21 protein-coding genes are annotated in these 16,706 nt (G+C 61.8%); 9 read left to right on the top strand and 12 right to left on the bottom strand.

Annotated features, from left to right (window positions below; translation table 11 throughout):
• Positions 1–1,628: Ti-type conjugative transfer relaxase TraA (gene traA, locus AS026_RS03795; RefSeq protein ID WP_063805895.1), on the bottom strand; the 1,628-nt coding region annotated here is incomplete at its 3' end.
• 257 nt (positions 1,629–1,885) lie between these two features.
• Between traA and traC the strand changes: the two genes are divergently transcribed.
• From traC to traG, 3 genes are read left to right on the top strand one after another with little or no spacing between them, the layout of a single operon-like run.
• A complete protein-coding gene (traC, locus tag AS026_RS03790; protein ID WP_028749704.1) occupies positions 1,886–2,182 on the top strand; it encodes a conjugal transfer protein TraC in 297 nt (98 codons plus the stop codon).
• 4 nt (positions 2,183–2,186) lie between these two features.
• Complete coding sequence (traD, locus tag AS026_RS03785) at positions 2,187–2,402, top strand: type IV conjugative transfer system coupling protein TraD (protein ID WP_028749705.1); 216 nt, start codon at positions 2,187–2,189, stop codon at positions 2,400–2,402.
• Positions 2,395–4,317 (top strand): Ti-type conjugative transfer system protein TraG, encoded by a 1,923-nt coding sequence (traG, locus tag AS026_RS03780; protein ID WP_062368636.1) that lies wholly within the window; start codon positions 2,395–2,397, stop codon positions 4,315–4,317. The genes traD and traG overlap by 8 nt, the downstream gene beginning before the upstream one ends.
• A gap of 6 nt (positions 4,318–4,323) precedes the next feature.
• Here the strand turns inward: traG and AS026_RS03775 are convergent, their stop codons facing one another.
• Positions 4,324–4,551 carry a hypothetical protein gene (locus tag AS026_RS03775; protein WP_028747014.1) on the bottom strand — a complete coding sequence of 76 codons (228 nt, stop codon included), beginning with the start codon at positions 4,549–4,551 and terminating at the stop codon, positions 4,324–4,326.
• A gap of 605 nt (positions 4,552–5,156) precedes the next feature.
• Between AS026_RS03775 and AS026_RS44140 the strand changes: the two genes are divergently transcribed.
• From AS026_RS44140 to AS026_RS41935, 3 genes are all read left to right on the top strand, one after another.
• Positions 5,157–5,384 carry a thermonuclease family protein gene (locus tag AS026_RS44140; protein ID WP_328285770.1) on the top strand — a complete coding sequence of 76 codons (228 nt, stop codon included), beginning with the start codon at positions 5,157–5,159 and terminating at the stop codon, positions 5,382–5,384.
• Between the two features lie 735 nt (positions 5,385–6,119).
• On the top strand, positions 6,120–6,377 hold the full coding sequence (locus tag AS026_RS03765; protein ID WP_037075330.1) for a WGR domain-containing protein: 258 nt from the start codon (positions 6,120–6,122) through the stop codon (positions 6,375–6,377).
• A gap of 206 nt (positions 6,378–6,583) precedes the next feature.
• Positions 6,584–6,901, top strand: a complete 318-nt coding sequence (locus AS026_RS41935; protein ID WP_007539635.1) for a hypothetical protein — start codon at positions 6,584–6,586, stop codon at positions 6,899–6,901.
• 297 nt (positions 6,902–7,198) lie between these two features.
• Here AS026_RS41935 and AS026_RS03755 read toward each other — a convergent pair whose 3' ends face one another.
• Positions 7,199–7,510 carry a DUF736 domain-containing protein gene (locus AS026_RS03755; protein WP_007539638.1) on the bottom strand — a complete coding sequence of 104 codons (312 nt, stop codon included), beginning with the start codon at positions 7,508–7,510 and terminating at the stop codon, positions 7,199–7,201.
• A 441-nt stretch (positions 7,511–7,951) separates the two neighbouring features.
• Here AS026_RS03755 and AS026_RS42625 point away from each other — a divergent pair, with 441 nt between their 5' ends.
• Positions 7,952–8,128, top strand: coding sequence for a hypothetical protein (locus AS026_RS42625; protein WP_202902590.1), 177 nt, complete (start codon positions 7,952–7,954; stop codon positions 8,126–8,128).
• A gap of 7 nt (positions 8,129–8,135) precedes the next feature.
• On the opposite strand, the gene AS026_RS03750 is transcribed toward AS026_RS42625, so the two are convergent.
• The 6 genes from AS026_RS03750 to AS026_RS42215 all read right to left on the bottom strand — a co-directional run bounded on the left by AS026_RS03750 (position 8,136) and on the right by AS026_RS42215 (position 12,565).
• Positions 8,136–9,059, bottom strand: coding sequence for an ArdC family protein (locus tag AS026_RS03750; protein ID WP_007539640.1), 924 nt, complete (start codon positions 9,057–9,059; stop codon positions 8,136–8,138).
• A 302-nt stretch (positions 9,060–9,361) separates the two neighbouring features.
• Entirely contained in the window at positions 9,362–9,949 is a 588-nt protein-coding gene (locus AS026_RS03745; protein ID WP_007539642.1) for a hypothetical protein, read from the bottom strand.
• Positions 9,950–10,504: 555 nt separating this feature from the next.
• Complete coding sequence (locus AS026_RS42975) at positions 10,505–10,723, bottom strand: hypothetical protein (protein WP_007539644.1); 219 nt, start codon at positions 10,721–10,723, stop codon at positions 10,505–10,507.
• A gap of 53 nt (positions 10,724–10,776) precedes the next feature.
• Positions 10,777–11,013 carry a hypothetical protein gene (locus AS026_RS03735; protein WP_051177341.1) on the bottom strand — a complete coding sequence of 79 codons (237 nt, stop codon included), beginning with the start codon at positions 11,011–11,013 and terminating at the stop codon, positions 10,777–10,779.
• A gap of 62 nt (positions 11,014–11,075) precedes the next feature.
• Entirely contained in the window at positions 11,076–12,257 is a 1,182-nt protein-coding gene (locus AS026_RS03730; RefSeq protein ID WP_007539646.1) for a DUF3991 and toprim domain-containing protein, read from the bottom strand.
• Positions 12,258–12,394: 137 nt separating this feature from the next.
• A complete protein-coding gene (locus tag AS026_RS42215; protein ID WP_007539647.1) occupies positions 12,395–12,565 on the bottom strand; it encodes a hypothetical protein in 171 nt (56 codons plus the stop codon).
• A gap of 351 nt (positions 12,566–12,916) precedes the next feature.
• On the opposite strand from AS026_RS42215, the gene AS026_RS03715 reads away from it, so the two are divergent.
• Positions 12,917–13,216, top strand: coding sequence for a hypothetical protein (locus AS026_RS03715; RefSeq protein WP_007539648.1), 300 nt, complete (start codon positions 12,917–12,919; stop codon positions 13,214–13,216).
• A gap of 690 nt (positions 13,217–13,906) precedes the next feature.
• Positions 13,907–14,110 carry a cold-shock protein gene (locus AS026_RS03710; RefSeq protein WP_007539649.1) on the top strand — a complete coding sequence of 68 codons (204 nt, stop codon included), beginning with the start codon at positions 13,907–13,909 and terminating at the stop codon, positions 14,108–14,110.
• A gap of 264 nt (positions 14,111–14,374) precedes the next feature.
• Here AS026_RS03710 and pmtA read toward each other — a convergent pair whose 3' ends face one another.
• The 3 genes from pmtA to AS026_RS03695 all read right to left on the bottom strand — a co-directional run bounded on the left by pmtA (position 14,375) and on the right by AS026_RS03695 (position 16,698).
• On the bottom strand, positions 14,375–14,965 hold the full coding sequence (gene pmtA / locus AS026_RS03705; protein WP_007539650.1) for a phospholipid N-methyltransferase PmtA: 591 nt from the start codon (positions 14,963–14,965) through the stop codon (positions 14,375–14,377).
• A gap of 231 nt (positions 14,966–15,196) precedes the next feature.
• Positions 15,197–15,892, bottom strand: coding sequence for an HAD family hydrolase (locus tag AS026_RS03700; RefSeq protein WP_007539651.1), 696 nt, complete (start codon positions 15,890–15,892; stop codon positions 15,197–15,199).
• The gene (locus AS026_RS03695) at positions 15,889–16,698 is read right to left on the bottom strand and encodes a phosphodiesterase (RefSeq protein ID WP_007539652.1); all 810 of its coding nucleotides are present in this window, start codon (positions 16,696–16,698) and stop codon (positions 15,889–15,891) included. Before AS026_RS03695 ends, AS026_RS03700 begins: the two co-directional genes overlap by 4 nt.
• Positions 16,699–16,706 lie beyond the last annotated feature (8 nt).

Genomic DNA, 16,706 nt, shown 5'->3' with positions numbered 1-16,706 from the left:
GCGTCGCGCATCCACTGCTCGCGCTGGCGATAGATGGTTTCGAGTTCGCCATAGCCGATGCGGTCGGCAATGGCGCGGAAGGCCGCACCCGCTTCGATCGGCTGAAGCTGTTCCGGATCTCCGACAAGGACGAGTTTGGCGCCGGACTTCGTCGCTGCTTCGACGAACAGCGCCATCTGCCGCGACGACACCATGCCCGCTTCATCAAGAACGAATACTGTCTTGTCGTCCAGCTGATTGCGACCTTGGTTCCAGCGCAGTTCCCAGGATGACAGCGTGCGGGAGACGATACCGGCTTCCTTCTCCAGGCCCTCAGCGGCCTTGCCCGCAAGCGCCCCGCCAACGACGCGATAACCGGCGGCTTCCCAGGCCTCGCGCGCGGCTTTCATCATCGTCGTCTTGCCCGCGCCTGCACGTCCGATCACAGCAGCGATGCGCTCGCCTCCGGTAACATGTGCGATCGCCGCCTTCTGCTCGTCCGAGAGGCGCAGGTGACGGGCGAAGACCGCGTCCCGCACCGCGTCCGCCACGCTGTGAGAGGAGCGTTGATCCAACCAAATCGACCGACTGGCCATTTCCGCTTCTAGCCGGATGAGGTCGCGCGTCGTGTATTTCGCCGGCACGCGTAGACCGCTTGAAAATTCGATCCGCTCGCGTTCAAGCCGGAGCGTCTCGGGGCTCTGCAGGATCCTTGCCATCAGATTTTGGAAGAGGTCGGCGTCGTCAATGTAGCGGTGGAGGATCTTGGCAACGTCACGTTCGTCGAAGACGCTCTTCTCCCGGGTGATCAGGTCGAGCACCAGTTCGGGACGGCGCTGAATGCGGCGGGCGTTTTCCGCCCGGCGCCCCTCCTGCAGCTCCATCCGCTCCAGCGAAGGGTCCCGCTCGGCCTCCGCCGACTTCCTTTCGATCGCCTTGACGCCGACGCCGAGGTGAATGGTCGGCTCGAGTTCGATCCCCTGCTTCTCGAAGGAACGGCCGTCGACGCGGAGATCGAGTCCGGCACGCGCCAGGTGTCGGTTCTGACAGGCAAACCAGCCGTCGCGAAAGACATTGAAATCATCGAGGCTACCGGCCCAGAGCTCGTAGACGATCTTGCCGGCATCGTTGCGCACCGGCGTGCCGTCAGGGCCGGTCACTGCGACCTTCTTGGCGCCGAACCCGTCTTCGGTCAGCGGCCGAAGCGTCGTCATCAGGTGCACATGCGGATTGCCTGGCGCATCGTGATAGACCCAGTCCGCCACCATCCCCTTCGATGTGATGTGCAGCTCGACGAAATCCCTCACGAGTTCGATATTCTGCGCGGTCGAGAGTTCCACCGGCAGCCCAACGGTCACGTCCTTGGCAAGCTGGGCATCGACACGCTTCTCGAAAGTTTCGACGCTATTCCAGAAGGCCTCGCACGCCCCGGAGACGGAGCGATCGGCAATCATCGCCCGGAGCCATTTCGGTGCATCAGCCGGGATCACGAACTCTTCGTGCAGCAAGCCTTGCTTGCGTGTGTAGTCGATCGTGCGGGCCTCCCGCTCGTACTCCATCTTGGCGCAATGCCGGTAGGCCGCCGACAGCACGGCGCTGCGGCCGGAGCCGCGGGCGACGATGCTGACGGAGAAATGAGGCACGGCCACGGCGGAGTTCTTTCCCGATTGCAAGCAAAATCAACATGTTCGGCAGCGAGATCGGCCCCGCCGGGGCGCTCTCAAAAGAACGTCGCGCCAGCGACGTATAATTGCGCCCTTCGGATGCCGCTCTTGCCGAGCGGCCGGGATCATCCACGAAAGCATCGCCCTTGGCGATTGTAGGATTAACAGTAGTGCGTTCCACACCGACGTCCGGAAGATGGGGTCCGAGAGACAAGTTTTCGCACCCAAGGAGCTATCCGGACATGAAGAAGCCATCCTCGAAAATCCGCGACGAAATCGCCAGGCTCCAGGAGCAGTTGAAGCTCGCCGAAACCCGGGAGGCCGAACGCATCGGCCGGATCGCGCTTAAAGCCGGTCTCGGTGAGATCGAGATCGACGAGGGTGAACTGCAGGCAGCATTCGAGGATCTGGTGAAACGCTTTCGCGGGGGCAAGGCCCGTACGACCGGAGGGAAGGGGGCAGGCGGCGCAGGCGACGGCAGCACGCCCACCGCGCAGAACCCGCCTGGCGCGGCTGAGGGCAGGACTGGCGAGGCTTGAGCGGATGCGAAGATCGACGACTTCAGATGCCCGCAAGAAGGACACACGCGAAAAGATCGAACTCGGCGGTCTGATCGTCAAGGCGGGGCTGCGCTACGAGAAGCGGGCGCTGCTGCTTGGGCTCCTCATCGATGCCGCCGCGCGGCTGAAGGGAGACGCACAGGAGCGCTCACGGCTTGCCGCACTCGGTGCTGAAGCGTTCGGAGAGAGAGATGACTAGGATCCTGCTGCTCGTTGCACCCTGCGCGTTGATGATGCTGACGGCCATCGGCATGACCAGGATCGAACACTGGCTATCCCACTTCGGCAAGAGCGATGCCGCCCGGCAGATGCTCGGCCGTGCGGGCATCGCTCTGCCCTATGTCGCCGCGTCGATCGTCGGCATCGTCTTTCTGTTTGCGAGCGCCGGCTCGGTGCGGATCAGGACGGCAGGATGGGGCGTTGTCACGGGCGCGACAGCGACGCTCGTCCTCGCGGTCCTGCGCGAGGCATCGAGGCTCTCCGCGTTTCTCGGACAAGTCCCGGCCGGCAAATCCATCTTCAACTATCTCGATCCAGCAACGACGATCGGCGCCGCCACGGTGCTGATGTCGGCGCTGTTGGGCACGCGGGTGGCGATTGCCGGCAACGCCGCGTTCGCAAGGCCCGAGCCCAAGCGCATCGTTGGAAAACGGGCGGTGCATGGCGAGGCCGACTGGATGAAATTATCGCAAGCAGAAAAGCTTTTTGCCGAGAGCGGCGGCATCGTCATCGGCGAGCGCTACCGGGTCGACCGGGATAGCAGCGCGGCACACTCGTTTCGCGCTGACAGCGCCGAGACCTGGGGAGCGGGTGGTAAGTCGCCGCTGCTTTGCTTCGATGGCTCGTTCGGCTCATCGCACGGCATCGTGTTCGCCGGATCCGGTGGTTTCAAGACGACATCAGTCACGATCCCGACGGCGCTAAAATGGGGTGGCGCCCTCGTTGTTCTCGATCCTTCGAACGAGGTTGCGCCAATGGTATCGAAGCACCGTGGCGACGCCAACCGCGACGTCTTCGTGCTCGATCCGAAACACTCAGAAATCGGCTTCAACGCGCTCGACTGGATCGGCCGGTTCGGGGGAACCAAAGAGGAGGATATCGCCTCCGTCGCGTCGTGGATCATGAGCGATAGCGGTGGCGCGCGTGGCGTCCGTGACGACTTCTTTCGCGCCTCGGCCTTGCAATTACTCACTGCGCTGATTGCTGACACTTGCCTCTCCGGCCACACGCCGGAAAACGACCAGACACTCCGGCAAGTGCGCAAGAACTTGTCCGAGCCGGAGCCCCAGCTGCGCCAGCGGCTGCAGGAAATCTATGACAATTCAAGTTCGGATTTCGTAAAGGAGAATGTCGCGGCCTTCGTTAACATGACGCCGGAAACATTCTCGGGCGTTTACGCCAACGCGGTCAAGGAAACCCACTGGCTGTCCTACCCGAACTACGCCGCCCTGGTCTCGGGCAAGACCTTTACGACGGGTGATCTTGCAGATGGAAAAACGGACGTGTTCATCAACGTAGATCTCAAGGCATTGGAGACGCATGCGGGCTTGGCGCGCGTCATCATCGGTTCGTTTCTGAACGCCATCTACAACCGCAACGGCGAGATGCCGGGCAGGGCGCTCTTCCTTCTCGATGAGGTGGCGCGCCTTGGATACATGCGCATCCTGGAAACCGCGCGTGACGCAGGCCGCAAATATGGAATCACGCTCACCACAATCTACCAGTCGATCGGCCAGATGCGTGAAACCTATGGCGGCCGAGACGCGGCAAGCAAGTGGTTCGAGAGCGCAAGCTGGATTTCATTCGCCGCCATCAACGATCCCGAGACGGCCGACTACATCTCGCGCCGCTGCGGCATGACGACCGTAGAGATCGATCAGGTCAGCCGCAGTGTCCAGTCGAAAGGATCGTCGCGCACGCGATCGAAACAACTTGCCGCCAGACCTCTGATCCAGCCGCATGAGGTGCTGCGCATGCGTGCCGACGAGCAGATCGTCTTCACCGCCGGAAACGCGCCGCTCCGGTGTGGGCGCGCAATCTGGTTTAGGCGTGAGGACATGAAGGCATGTGTGAAGCCGAACGCGTTCTTCCGCGATACTGCGGACAAGCCGTAAGATCGGTCAAGTCGCATCGGCGGGCGGCCCGTCCAGCAGCCCATCGAAGACTTCGAGCAGCGCGTTGGTAATCGCCTGCCCCAGAGCATTGCCTGCAGTACGGAGATCATCCTCCGTGCCGTCACGCGCGGCCTGGGCAAGCTCGAAGCCCTGCTCGCCGACAATCTGTTTGGCGACTTCGATTGCCCAGAGACCGAAGTCGCCGCGGCTTCCAATTTGAACCGTATCGTCCATGATCAACCTTTGGATATTTTTCGCGCCCATACACTCGGCTGCGACAAATGACAGTACATGAGCCATAGCGCAACGCCGAATACCGCCTTCCGTCGCTCTTCCAGAACCCTCGGAAGAGAAAACGGCAAGATGCGTTTCGTTTGCCAGCTTGAAATCTATCCGATCGGCCGAAGGGAGGCGGGACCGACTGCGCCCCACTCCTAAACACCACCTGAGGCCGACCTGTTCATAAAGACAGATGAAACCGGGCTCGACGTAGATTGATGCAAACAGCAGAGGACGGGCACGTGGCGAAATCGAATGTGGTTCCGATGAGACCACGGCGCAAAAACAGCAGCGGGAACGATCGATATCGGCCGGAGCGAAAATTCCGAACGGGACAGAACGGCCCGCGCAAGTCGCTGATGGGTCATCTCAGCCATCATCATTGGAGCGGGTGGTTGGCTTACCTCCGGCGGCGCTGGTGATCTCTCCGGCGTGCTGGCTCTTGCCAAGATACCGACAACGGATACGTCGCAGGCCGTTTTTCGTTGTGCGGCGAGAGCGTGCGAATGAACTGCGTCGTCGACGGCGACACTTTCTGGTTTGGGGGGAGAAAAAACCGCATGGCGGATATCGACACGCCGGAACTCAGCCCTCCTCGCTGCGAGGGGGAGCGGATCAAGGGCGAGGCGGCGAAGGCACGCCTGCTCACGCTTTTGAACGCGGGCAAGTTCTCGCTGTCATCAGGTTTGCGGGACGAGAACGAGCATGGCCGAAAACTCCGGAACGTCACGCGGGAGGGACGATCGCTCGGCGACCACCTCATCGATGAAGGTCTTGCCCGGCGCTAGGACTGCGCAAGACTTTTATGGTGCGAGTAAGGAGCTGCGAGAGGATCGTCACCTGGATGGGCGGAGACCGTTTTCGGCCACCGTGAGCATCGCGAATAGGGCCGTACGCCGCAGGCGTCTCGCCCAAAGACTTTCGGCTTTGCACGTTCGATCGACCGAGGCCCGACATATATCGATGGATTGTCACATCAGCGCGTGTTCGTGACCCGCGATAATAGAAGCGCTCGACCAGCGCAGCACCCAGGACCGGCAGCAGCGCCAAAACCGCAAGATGGAAGATCCTATGGAGGCCGAAAAAAATGGACACGGCGATAGCAAAGATGGCGCCCAACAACGCGCCGATGACATAGGCAGATAGCCTTTCATGTGACATCCTCATGCTGTTTTCGAGATCCATAATCTTCTCGGAGGTGAAATCCGGGCGAAGAGAAAAACCTGCGCCAGCGCACGCCTGAAACAGTCGAAGCTCCCGGAAATAGACCTCTCTCATTGGATGTTCGAGATTCGGCGGCAGTCGCAGACGCTCATTGTGCCAAGCCCAGTCTTGAAGGGAAACCCCGCGCAGATCCTTTAAGTTCCTTATTGATGGTCGCCCGCCGCACGGACCGGCATCCAGGTAAATTCGCGCAAGCCCGTCGTGTCCGATGGCATGCCATCAGCGATATGAATCAATCCCTGCCGACCGATTCATAAGTCTCGTTGGACGCGATTCCGCTGATCGGCGATTCTGATCTCATGATCGCGCAACCCTACCATCTCTATGTCGAACGCGTTGACTCCGCCAGAAACATGGCGCGCTACTACGCCATGTCGATCGAGCCCAACCTGTTCGGGGATGTCTGCCTGCTCAGGAAGTGGGGCCGCATCGGGACAAAGGGTCAGATGATGGTCCACCATTTTGGGCGGGAAGAGGAAGCAGTTGAACTGTTTCTCGATCTGCTTCGACGGAAACGAAAACGCGGCTATCGTCCGCGCACCTCCGTGCCAACATGAGAATGGCCCGCCGAAACGGGCCATTATGCCTTATCGGCACCTGTTCCAGAGGAGCCGCGGAATGCGGCGGGGAAAATTCTGGCGGCGCCAGGTTACAGCCGAACGCGCGGGCTGCAATATCCCCGATGAGAGATGACAGCTCGTTGACAAGGAGAGTTGCAATTGATTGTGATCTCTTTCGTTGCTAACGGAGATCGGCCACTCTGTTGCAAAGAGGGGTCAAGGACCGCAACCGTGTCCGTCTGCCGGCGGGAGTGTCGAGGGATGAAATCCCTGACAGCCGGGAAGCCCGATCCGGCGCACCGGCTCCCCGTCCAGCTGCAAAAGAGCCGCCTCAAAAGGGGCGGCTCGGCATTGATCGCACCGTCCTGTTCGGCAAGCGTCACGACCAGATCAGCCTGGGCAAGTTCAAGCTCGCCCCCGATCTGGCGGCGCTCGGCGGCATCGCAGGCGTTCTTCAATTCGAGGCGAAGTTTTTCGATGTGCTGTCCGATCGTCATCATCTCATCTCCTTGAGTTCGTGAAAGACGAGACCGCTGGGCGGGAGGAGATGACGGGGTCAGGGAGCGCGGCAGCCACCGGCGGAGCAAGCGCATGGGGGAGCCGATTTTGTTGGAGCTGAGGTTCGAAGCGGAGGCAAAATTGGGGGAACCGCGCGTCCTCTGACGCCGGCATTTCTGCCCGGCACAATCGCTCCATCTGAGCAGACAATATTCCGGTTCCGTATCGCACCGAGAAAGCCGGCGGCAGGCTCGATGCCCGCCGCCGGCTTGTCTCTATTCAGTTCAGCCCCGCCTTGGCGGCGGGGCCCTGTCCGGGTCTCAGTCGCGGTGGGGGCGGGACCAGATCAACTGGTAGCCGTCCTCGCCCTCGACCTCGGTCAGCGTCGCGTAGATCGGAGCGGGGAAGCTCGGGTCATCGAGCTTGACCGAGAGATAGTCCCGATCCGTCTCGGCGGAGCGCTTCTGCCAGGCCGCACCCAGCTCGACGTTGCCTGCGTAGATGCGGAAGTGCGGGCCCTTGTCGGAGTGATTGTCGATGCGAGCGATGCGGGCCTTGACGTTGAGGGCAAGGGTGCGGATCGAGCCGTTGAAGCCGGTTTCGGAAGTGGTGAAGGTGCCGATGGTTGCCATTGTCGTATTCCTTTGCTGTTTCGGGCCGCGCCCATCGCGGCCTCGATGGCTGTCGCAAGATCGGGGACGATCGGACCGCACCTGAAAGGCCAAAATGAAATGGAGGGCGGCCACGAGAAATTTTGTTGTTCCGCGAGGAATGGGCGCGCAGCGCTCAGGGGAATAAAGTTTCGGAGGGCCGTTGCGGTAAGACGATCGAGGCAAAGCCGGTCTTCGATCAGACATGCCTCATCGAGCCCGCGACGGTCGTGGCCTGGCGCAGTGGTCGAAGGAATATGGCAATGGCGGTTCGTCCCTCGACTGCTCCCGAACGCTGCAACGATCGCTCCGCGGTCCTGTCCACGTGCGAAACCGAAACCTCGCAGAACCAACGAGCAGGGGGCGTTGCATTGCCCGCTCCGCGCTGTCGTCGCGCCTCGCAAGCCGTCGCCTGGAGGATCCATGCATCAGCAGACAAAGCCCTTTATCGTCGAAATCAAGCCGTCCCGGAAGCTCAAGCCGATAGACCGGGAAAACTCGATCTGCGGCAAACTGCACCTTGCGACGGATCGTGACACGCCCACCGCGACCGACGGCCGAGAGTTGTCGGCCGCCGGCGAGGCCGACGACCGGCGCTGACAAGTCGTTACGCAGCGAGCCGCTTGTCGGCCGCGTCCGGCTGCAGCGAATGCAGGAAAGTCACGGCCCGCTGCGCATGCGCCGCCGCCTGGAAGATCGCCCGTCTGTCATCGGCCAGGACCTTGAGCCAGGAATCGAGGTAGGACGCGTGATCGGGGCGGGGCTCGAGCTCGGGAACAATCCCGAGATCGGCGCACAGGAAGCAGCTGCCGAGCTCGGCGATCAGTTCCTCGCGGGCTCGTTCAGATTTGTCCTTGGCATAGCGGCTGAGGTCGCGACCGAGGCGATGGGCCGGCGCCGTCCAATGCGTGACCTCATGACTCAAGGTCGCGTAGTAGCTTGCCGCATCCTTGAAGCTCTCAAATGGTGGCATCTGGACGACATCGGCGGCTGGCGCAAAGAAGGCCTGGTTGCCGCCATGACGAATTGAAGCACCGGTGTTGCGGAAGAACCGATCCGCGTGCCCGATGCGCTCGACAGGATCCGGAACGGACACCGGCCGGTGATGATACTGATCGGGGAGTCCCTCGATCTGTTCGACGTTGAAGACGCTGTATGCCTTTAAGAAGGGGATTTCCCGCTCGACCTCGCCGCCGTTCCCGTCGGTTTCGGACTTAGTGAAACGGCTGGCGAAGACGACGGTCGTGCCCGTCTCGCCTTTGCGGACCGCGGCGCCCAATTCGAGGGACTGCTTGAACGTCATCCACGTGGATGACGCGTAACCTCGCGCGACACCCTCCGACCACAAAAGCAGCACGTTGACGCCAGAATAGGGTTGCCCATTGTAACGCAGCGGCCGGGTAATGCGACCTGCCGCGTTCGCTGAATTCCATGGTTTCATCCAAGGCCGCACGCCCTTTGCCAGGTCTTCGATGATCTTGTCGGTGATCCGGCTGTAGAGATCGACCCGCTGATTTTCTGTGTTGCTCATATTCAAACTTCCCCGTTTCAAGGCCGCGCCCCTCGCGGCCCGTTACGAAGGGCGAAAGCAGGAGCAGGTTAGCCGGCGGATGCACCGGAACGGCCGCAACGCAGTGGAGGACGGCGAAGGCGTTGCGTCCGTCGGCGGCTCCTGCAGACCCTACGAAGGAACGGGCCACGACGGGCGTGCCATCGACTTCATTTCCTTTTTCTTGCTGGCGGGGTCAGCGACACGAAACAGGCCGGTCCCGCCACGGAAGCGGCCGGCTCGAGTTGATGGAAAGGCGGGGCCGAAGCCCCCGCCGAAAGTGGTCAGTCGAAGGCGGAGATCTGCGTTTCGGTAGCCTTGCGGTAGAGCGCGTGGCCGGGCTGTTCGACGGGACGGTCGAACGGTTTCCAGGTCTCGCCGATCACCTGGACATAGGCGGCGACGGCGCCTTCGGCCGCCATTCTGAGCGCATGGACCTGTATGCCCATGTCGGCGGCGAATTCGCGCTTGCGCTGAGCGGCGCTGTCAAAGCCGACGGGGCCGTCCAGGTCCTCGTCGCGGGCATCGTTGGCGGCTTTGGCCGTGGCATCGCGCCCCTCGGTGACCGCGCGGCTGTAGAACTGGCCGGCGCCGTGGGCCGAGCCGACGTAGGCACCGACGATCCGCTGCAGGTGGATCTGCATGGCCTTGTCGCCAAGGCCGTCGCCGAGCGCATCGGCTGTCTCCGTGACCAGCCGCTCGTGCAAGTCGCGGATGCCGTCGCTGTCGATGACGGCGGTTCCGAAACTCTCGGTGATCTTAAGTGCCTGGCTGACGTCGGGGCAGGTGAGCCGGACCATTTCGATGGTTGCGCCCTTGCGCAGTTGCACGACGCGTGTGGATTGGCGGGAGGAGGGTGTAGGCTTGGCCATGTCGTTTCCTTTCGAAGTCGTCCGGAGCGGCTCCGGCCCATGCCGGCTTGCCCTTCGGTGCGGTCACCTCGAACCGGCGGAAAGACGGGCGCTTCAGGGTCCGGCCCCACCTGGACGAGCGGAGCCGGTTTGCTTGCGACGAGGGCAAGCTGCCCTCGACGGAGCACGCGAGCCTGCTCCGAGAACGACGGCGGGGTCCGGCCGCGCCGCGGCGCGACAGCGGCCTTGAAGCGCACGGACGCCGGTTCAGACCTCAGCAAAACCGAAGGGCGATCCGGCGTGGGGAGGAAGATGACGTCCTCGAATGAACGAACAGGCGTTTCCGGGGAACCCTGGCTTCCCCACGCGCTGCACATGAACGCTCGGCCTATCGCTTGGTCAGCTTAGGCAAGCGATAGGATTGCAGCCAGCCGGACCGTGCGAGTTGCGAAGGCCGCGCAGCAGACCGCTGCCGTCATGAGGCGGGCCCGCCCCAACCAGGCGTTGTTGAGGATTGATTTCCAGCGTCGACGATGCCTGCGGCGTAGGCCGGAAGCGCCGCTTGCTGCTCCGCCGTCAGGGCGGGCAATGCTTCACGGCGACAACCGGCAACACGCGTATTTGGCCGCCATCCGGCTCCGCTTCCCTGGCCGCAATCAGGCGCCTGAGCTCAGCCGGGCCGGCGCTCAGAAAGGCTTGGCCTTCGAAATGGTGAAATTGCCGCCAGAACGCGGTTCGCTCGGCCGGCGATCCTCCGATGCCGGCTCTCCGCTCCAGGTCGCCGATGGTGCTCATGGCAACGCCCTCCACGCAGTTGCGACGACGCGGCCATCCAATTCGGCTCGCGCTCAAAGTGCGGCGATTGTCGCGTCCTGCCGAGCAAGATTCCGCGTAAGCGCATCGACTTCCGGCTGTCGCTCGGCCGTCAGACTGCCAGATTGGTGCGGTAGCGTTCGAGGAAGGCGCCGTCCAAGCAGGGGAATGAGCGCGGTTAGCCGGTCGATGAGATCGAGCTGGTGCTGCGTCTTTCGCCGTGCCGCTTCCATTCTGGCAAGCTCGCCGAGCTGTCGTTCGGAATTGGCCATTACGCCGCCCTCCCGCGCCAACCGGCGCAGCTGGAGGGGCCGTCTAGGCGGCATGCTTCGTCTCATTGATGACGAAACCGACGGAATATTCTTGGCTCGGCACAAGGAAGCGGCGCGTCTACGTGGTCGCCGCGCTTGCCGCCGACCGCCGCGATCACCTGGGTCATGCCGCCGACATCGCGGCCGGCGGGGTCCAGGGCCGGCTCACGGGCAAAGCCTCCGTTGACGCGGCCGGAGCGCATGCGGCACGCCTCCTCTTCTTTCCTCCCACCCTCGCTTTTCCTGTTCTCATTCCTTCGCTTCGCGCGAGCCTTCAGGGCCTCGTTCCAGTCTTCTTGCGGTGGGCGGAGCCGCATCCAATCGCAGCCGGCCCCATGGGCAAGCGCGCGCAATCGCTCGGCAAACAGATCGCCTTGGGGATTGGCGTCGGTGGCGGCGACAAGCTGAACGGTGGGGCGTGAAGCCAGCGCGCCAAGGGCTGCGGCCGTGATCGGAGACCAGCCGCCGCCGGTGCTGAGATAAAGTGTACCATCACGTAACCCCTCGATTGCCGCCAGGCTCATGGCGTCGATCGCAGCTTCCGTCACGGCCAAGCGCATTGCAGCGTCAGGGCCGAGGCGGAACAGAACCTTCGCTCCCCCGCTGGCAAAGCCACGATATTGCGGACCGCGCGCCTCCCAGCCTGTGATGTCGCCCGCATGGTTCGTATGAGCGGCCCATAGGCTGCCCTGCGGCCCTTCCCGGAGGAGTTCGCGTTTGATCGCCGTGCGGAGCAGGGATGTTGGAAGGCAGCGCTCGTCGTGCAGGTAGCGCCATGTCAATGAGCCAGGCCACGGGCGGCGGCGTGCTCGCCAACGATCGGTAAGGGAAAGGTCGGATTTGTCTGCAGCGCTTAGAGATTTCCATTCGGGCGCGGAAATTTCGAACCCCACCAGAGCCGCGACCTTTTCGATGGCCTCGTGAAAGCTGGCGCGATCCAGGTGCTCGACGAGCCCGAAGACATCACCCTTCGCCTCGCTGAGCGGGTCGAACCATCCGCGCCCTTGATGTGTGACGATGACGATCTCACTGCTGCGTCGAAACTTTACCGCCCGGCGGGTGCTTTCCTTGACATCAATGGCAAATCCGGCCTGTTCCAGCACAGCTGCGCAGCTTACGGCATCGCGTAGCGCCTCTATCTCTCTTCTCTCCATCCTTCCTCCGATCGCGAAAGCGATCGCCTCCTGCTCGTCGGTTCTATTCATCGGCCACTTCACCGGGCGTGAAGAGCAAAGGCCGCAAGGGCGCGGCTTGCAATTTGGTGAATCATGCAAGGTCGGCCGCGGCGGAGCCTCCCTTGCGGCCTGCCGCTCGCAAGCGGCACGCCTAAGGTGCCGCCGGCTCAATGCCACGGCGTGTATTCATGGACGATCTCAAGATCGTCGTCGGCGTCGTTTTCGTCAGACGGCGGGATGCCGTATTTGCCGTCGACCGAGAAGAGGGTGATCGGAACCACAAGGTCGCGGGAGAGCTGGAATGCGTGGAACTGGGCGAGTGAGAGGTCGTGCGACATGTGAGAGGCCCCTTCGGAGCGGGCCAATTCCCGCTCGATGGCTCCTCAGAAGGCCCGGGGGGCGCGATCACCGCGACGCGAAGCAGAAGCGGCCGAAGCTTGCGCACGGACTCCTTGCGGGTTGATCGTGGAAGATCCGGAACCGGGCCAGGACGCCATCAAATGAGAGCGGGATTGGACTGCGCCGATGGATTGCGCCAAATGCATCCTGATCTTGCGATCTCGATAGCTCCAGCCGGCAAGGTCCTGAAAACAGATCGCGGGCGGCCGGCGTGACATTAGCCGATTTCAACTGGCGAAGAATCTTGGTATCTCACCGGGTAGGTGGCAGGGCGGCATAGGGAAGTGACAATGGATTCACGCAGGGACATAGCCGAACGGGTCATCGCGCGTTGGAAGGCGCGAGGGATCCGGATCGATGAAGACCCCGGTTTCATGGAACTGGTCGCACTTTGGACGGCAGGGACGATCGAGTCCGATGAAATGCGCCGCCGGTATGCCGCGCTCCTGCGCGAGCGGTCCCTGTCCAGATCAAGCCCACTTGACCTGCACCCCTCCGGCGAAGAGCCGGATGTCGATCATCAATCCATTGCCATTCCAGACGACGAACCGGATGAGCGGGAAGGCTTCGTTCAGCCGGCGCAATGGTGACTTTAACAGGGCACAGAGCGAGTCCTTCGCCCGCCTGTCAACCGGCGCTTCCTCGCGCGGGAATGCCGAGAATAAAGAGAGATGCCAGGTGCAGGCCTGAAGTCGCAACCCCGCACCGTCATCAACCGGCGAAAGGTCGCGGCAGCGCGCCTCGCGCGGCGAAGGGCTGCCTGGTGTTTACCCTCGCGTATTTTCCCACCGGCTGCCGACACCAGGATCAGCCATTGAGCAACGCACGAATTGCGCTGCCGCGTTCCGCCGCCTGCCAAAGGCCTTCCCAGCCTCGTGCGCCTCCCAGTAATACCGTGATTGAAGAGATCTTGGCCTCAGGCGAAACTGTCGGAGTTCGGCGGCGCCATCTCTGCGGGGACTGGGGACCCACGTGACAGCTGTGCCCCCGGGATCACGCACGGGGTGCGGCTGCCGACCCGGCAGATAGACCGGGAAATCTCTATGCGGTAACAGACGAGGACGTTTCAAAACGGGAGCCATAGAACAGCAGCACGGCAATGATCATCGACTGCCAAGAGATTTGAATCCATCGCGAGGTTCTTCCCGAATCCTTGGGACGAACCAATTTTGCCGCGACAGTGACGAATAAGATGAGGGCAACCGATTGCGAAGAAAACTCCGTCGCCTTAAAGATTCCGGAAGCGGCAATCAGCCGTGAAAGCGTCGAGGATTTTGTTCATGGCCACTGGTATGGTTAAATTTTTCAATGGAGACAAAGGATTTGGCTTCATCACCCCGGATAATGGGGGGGCTGACGTATTTGTGCACGTGTCTGCCTTGCAGGCTGGAAGCTCTCTCAGCGAGGGACAGAAGGTGAGCTACGAGGTGGGCCAGGATCGCAAAACCGGCAAGTCGAAAGCTGAAAACGTACGGCTTATTTGATTTCCGCGATCATGGGATCGGCCGCCTCGGCCGCAGCAAAGCCTCCGTTGCTGCGGCCGCTCGCAAGCGGAACGCCGTAGCCATGGCCGCCGGCTCAATGCAGAAGCGTGTATTCACGGACGATCTCAAGATCGTCGACGTCGATTTCGTCGGAAGGTAACGCCGAGAGCTTCCCGAAAGCAACTTGACGGTCAGCGGTAAGTCAACAGCGCCACGTCGCTCCATCGACGAAGCACCTATGTCGTTCTTGACCGATGAGAGAGCTCATCGCCTTTTTCTGTACGTCCAGAGCTGCGCCGGTGGAATGTTGCGCATCATGAAAGCCAGGTGGCGGACTTCGTAACCGGCGGGAAGCGCGACGACCGGAGACAGCAACCCATAGGTGATCTGAACAACGGGCCTTCCGTTCGGCACACGTTCCAGGAGGTCGAGGATCAGTGACAGGCGCTTGTCTGGAGGCAAGTGCAGGAGAGGTACAGCGGAAATGACGCAGTCGAACTTTGCGCCCCGCTCAGGACCCAGAACAAGATCGAGCGCGAAGGCGTCTCCGCATCGAACGTCGACTTCGGGAAACTCCTGCCTGAGATGCCGGCAAAACTCCGGCGAGTATTCAACGGAAACCAGATCCTTCGGCCGAACGCCCAGCGCCAGGATCTGTTTTGTGATGACGCCGGTTCCCGGGCCAAGTTCAAGCACCGGAAGCCCCGAGGATGAATCAATGACGCTCGCCATCTTCCGGGCGGTCACGACGGAGGTCGGCGTTATGGCGCCGACGGCTGTTCGGTCGCGCTTCCAGCCTTTCAGGAATTCTATCTCATCCTTGAACTTCGATCCCACCCGCTGTCGCACGCCCATTCTTCGCCTCCGCTTCGATGCCCACGATGATTGCCGCCACAAACATCGCTTAAACGCGACAAAGGCAAGCCCCCAAGCGCCATTTTCCGTCCGCCTATTGTATTTTGCGCATAAAAAGATGCCTTTGAGAACCTGGGGGGCCCGGGAGGCGCTGCCATGCGGTTGGTTTTCGGCGTGAGGAATCAGAGCGACTTTTTTTGCTCTATTCGCGCGAAGTTGGGGATTGACAATCTAGCCGGCGCCTCGAAGCCGGACCTGATCTGTGCACAGCAAAGCTTTGAGCTGCGCGGCAGAACGCGTAACTACCGAGGCCCCGACGGAAAGGAGCCGCTCATCGTGATCGTTGAGGCAATGGCCGCCGGCTGTGAAGCCGATAACCGTCATCCCGGCCGCGACACCGGCCTGGACGCCGGCGATGCTGTCTTCCACGACAACCGTACGGGCAGGATCGGCCCCCATCCGGTCGGCCGCGAACAGAAAAAGATCAGGTGCGGGTTTGCCCTTCGATACCATGACGGTGCTGAAGACATGCGGTTCGAGCAACGGCCAAAGGCCGGTCCTCTCAAGACCGAGACGCAGTTTTTCAGGCGCGCTGCTGGAGGCGACACAACGCGGCACTGCAATTTGGCCAAGAAGCTCGGCGATGCCGTCGATCGCCTCCAACTCGGTCAGATACTTCTCCTTGATCTTTGCGGCGACCACTTCTTCGAAATCGGGAGGCAGAGGCCTTCCCCACTCCTCCTCGACCATGCGTCGCATCGTGGCGGCAGACAGCCCGGTATATCGGCGGACAACGTCTTCGTAAGAGGTCGGAAAACCAATGCGCGCCAGTTCATCGGCGTCGATCTGGGTAGCGAGCTTTTCGCTGTCGATGAGGACACCGTCACAGTCGAAGATGACAAGGTCGAATGGTTTGGTCAGGCTCATTGGAAACCCTCCGGCATGAATTCCTCGGGGCTGATTGCGACCACGACCCTGCTGCTGACCTCGAACTGATTGATCAGGACGCTGTCGTCGCGAACTAAGGCGACATTAAAGGCCGGCGCATCGTTGACGAAGCGCGCATCGCGCCGCTCGAGATGCGGAATGATCTGGTGCGCAACGCCCCGGCTCGCGCTAAACGGTACGCCTTGCCAGGTGCCGCCAACGTCGACATGGACATGGCCGCAGAAGATGTGGCGGACCGAACCTGTCTTGACGAGCGGCCCCACGGCGTTTCTTGGAACCAGGGTGATGTGCGGCGCAAAATGCGGCAGCCCGATCGATTGCAGCGGGTGATGGCAAAACAAATAGCTTGGCCGAATTGGCTCTTCAGCAAGGCGCTCTAGAAGCCATTCGAACCGGCCGCAGCCGAGCGAGCCATGACCGTGGTCGGTCACCAGCGTGTCGAGGAAAATCAAGCGGCCAGCCGGCAGATCCAGGACCGATTGGACGAAGCCTGTTGCGTCGATTGCGGCGTCGGGGAAAACCCGACGGAAATTAGCCCGATGATCGTGGTTCCCGAGCAAGAGGCGATGCGGCACCCGGAGGTCCTGCAGGATGTCGCGCAGAAGCTGGTAGGCGGCGGCGTCGCCTTCATCGGTCAGATCGCCGGTGATGACGCAGAGATCAGCATCCGCATGCTCGTTGTTAATGGTCGCGATCACAGTGCGGAGACGGGCGGCGGGATCGAAACCGTAAAGGGTCTTGCCCGGAGCCACCAGATGCAGGTCGGTGAGGTGGATGAGTTTCATTGATTGAT

Origin of the sequence: Rhizobium altiplani, from assembly GCF_001542405.1 — a bacterium.
Taxonomy (GTDB): domain Bacteria; phylum Pseudomonadota; class Alphaproteobacteria; order Rhizobiales; family Rhizobiaceae; genus Rhizobium; species Rhizobium altiplani.
Note: the sequence above shows the minus strand (reverse complement) of the source record. Positions and strands in the feature narration are given on the sequence as shown.

What these genes read in the sequence shown, in the direction of transcription:
- traC (WP_028749704.1), top strand. Translation starts at nt 1,886, where the DNA reads ATGAAGAAGCCATCCTCGAAAATCCGCGACGAAATCGCCAGGCTCCAG.
- traD (WP_028749705.1), top strand. Translation starts at nt 2,187, where the DNA reads ATGCGAAGATCGACGACTTCAGATGCCCGCAAGAAGGACACACGCGAA.
- traG (WP_062368636.1), top strand. Translation starts at nt 2,395, where the DNA reads ATGACTAGGATCCTGCTGCTCGTTGCACCCTGCGCGTTGATGATGCTG.
- AS026_RS03775 (WP_028747014.1), bottom strand. Translation starts at nt 4,551, where the DNA reads ATGGACGATACGGTTCAAATTGGAAGCCGCGGCGACTTCGGTCTCTGG.
- AS026_RS44140 (WP_328285770.1), top strand. Translation starts at nt 5,157, where the DNA reads ATGGCGGATATCGACACGCCGGAACTCAGCCCTCCTCGCTGCGAGGGG.
- AS026_RS03765 (WP_037075330.1), top strand. Translation starts at nt 6,120, where the DNA reads ATGATCGCGCAACCCTACCATCTCTATGTCGAACGCGTTGACTCCGCC.
- AS026_RS03755 (WP_007539638.1), bottom strand. Translation starts at nt 7,510, where the DNA reads ATGGCAACCATCGGCACCTTCACCACTTCCGAAACCGGCTTCAACGGC.
- AS026_RS42625 (WP_202902590.1), top strand. Translation starts at nt 7,952, where the DNA reads ATGCATCAGCAGACAAAGCCCTTTATCGTCGAAATCAAGCCGTCCCGG.
- AS026_RS03750 (WP_007539640.1), bottom strand. Translation starts at nt 9,059, where the DNA reads ATGAGCAACACAGAAAATCAGCGGGTCGATCTCTACAGCCGGATCACC.
- AS026_RS03745 (WP_007539642.1), bottom strand. Translation starts at nt 9,949, where the DNA reads ATGGCCAAGCCTACACCCTCCTCCCGCCAATCCACACGCGTCGTGCAA.
- AS026_RS42975 (WP_007539644.1), bottom strand. Translation starts at nt 10,723, where the DNA reads ATGAGCACCATCGGCGACCTGGAGCGGAGAGCCGGCATCGGAGGATCG.
- AS026_RS03735 (WP_051177341.1), bottom strand. Translation starts at nt 11,013, where the DNA reads ATGGCCAATTCCGAACGACAGCTCGGCGAGCTTGCCAGAATGGAAGCG.
- AS026_RS03730 (WP_007539646.1), bottom strand. Translation starts at nt 12,257, where the DNA reads ATGAATAGAACCGACGAGCAGGAGGCGATCGCTTTCGCGATCGGAGGA.
- AS026_RS42215 (WP_007539647.1), bottom strand. Translation starts at nt 12,565, where the DNA reads ATGTCGCACGACCTCTCACTCGCCCAGTTCCACGCATTCCAGCTCTCC.
- AS026_RS03715 (WP_007539648.1), top strand. Translation starts at nt 12,917, where the DNA reads ATGGATTCACGCAGGGACATAGCCGAACGGGTCATCGCGCGTTGGAAG.
- AS026_RS03710 (WP_007539649.1), top strand. Translation starts at nt 13,907, where the DNA reads ATGGCCACTGGTATGGTTAAATTTTTCAATGGAGACAAAGGATTTGGC.
- pmtA (WP_007539650.1), bottom strand. Translation starts at nt 14,965, where the DNA reads ATGGGCGTGCGACAGCGGGTGGGATCGAAGTTCAAGGATGAGATAGAA.
- AS026_RS03700 (WP_007539651.1), bottom strand. Translation starts at nt 15,892, where the DNA reads ATGAGCCTGACCAAACCATTCGACCTTGTCATCTTCGACTGTGACGGT.
- AS026_RS03695 (WP_007539652.1), bottom strand. Translation starts at nt 16,698, where the DNA reads ATGAAACTCATCCACCTCACCGACCTGCATCTGGTGGCTCCGGGCAAG.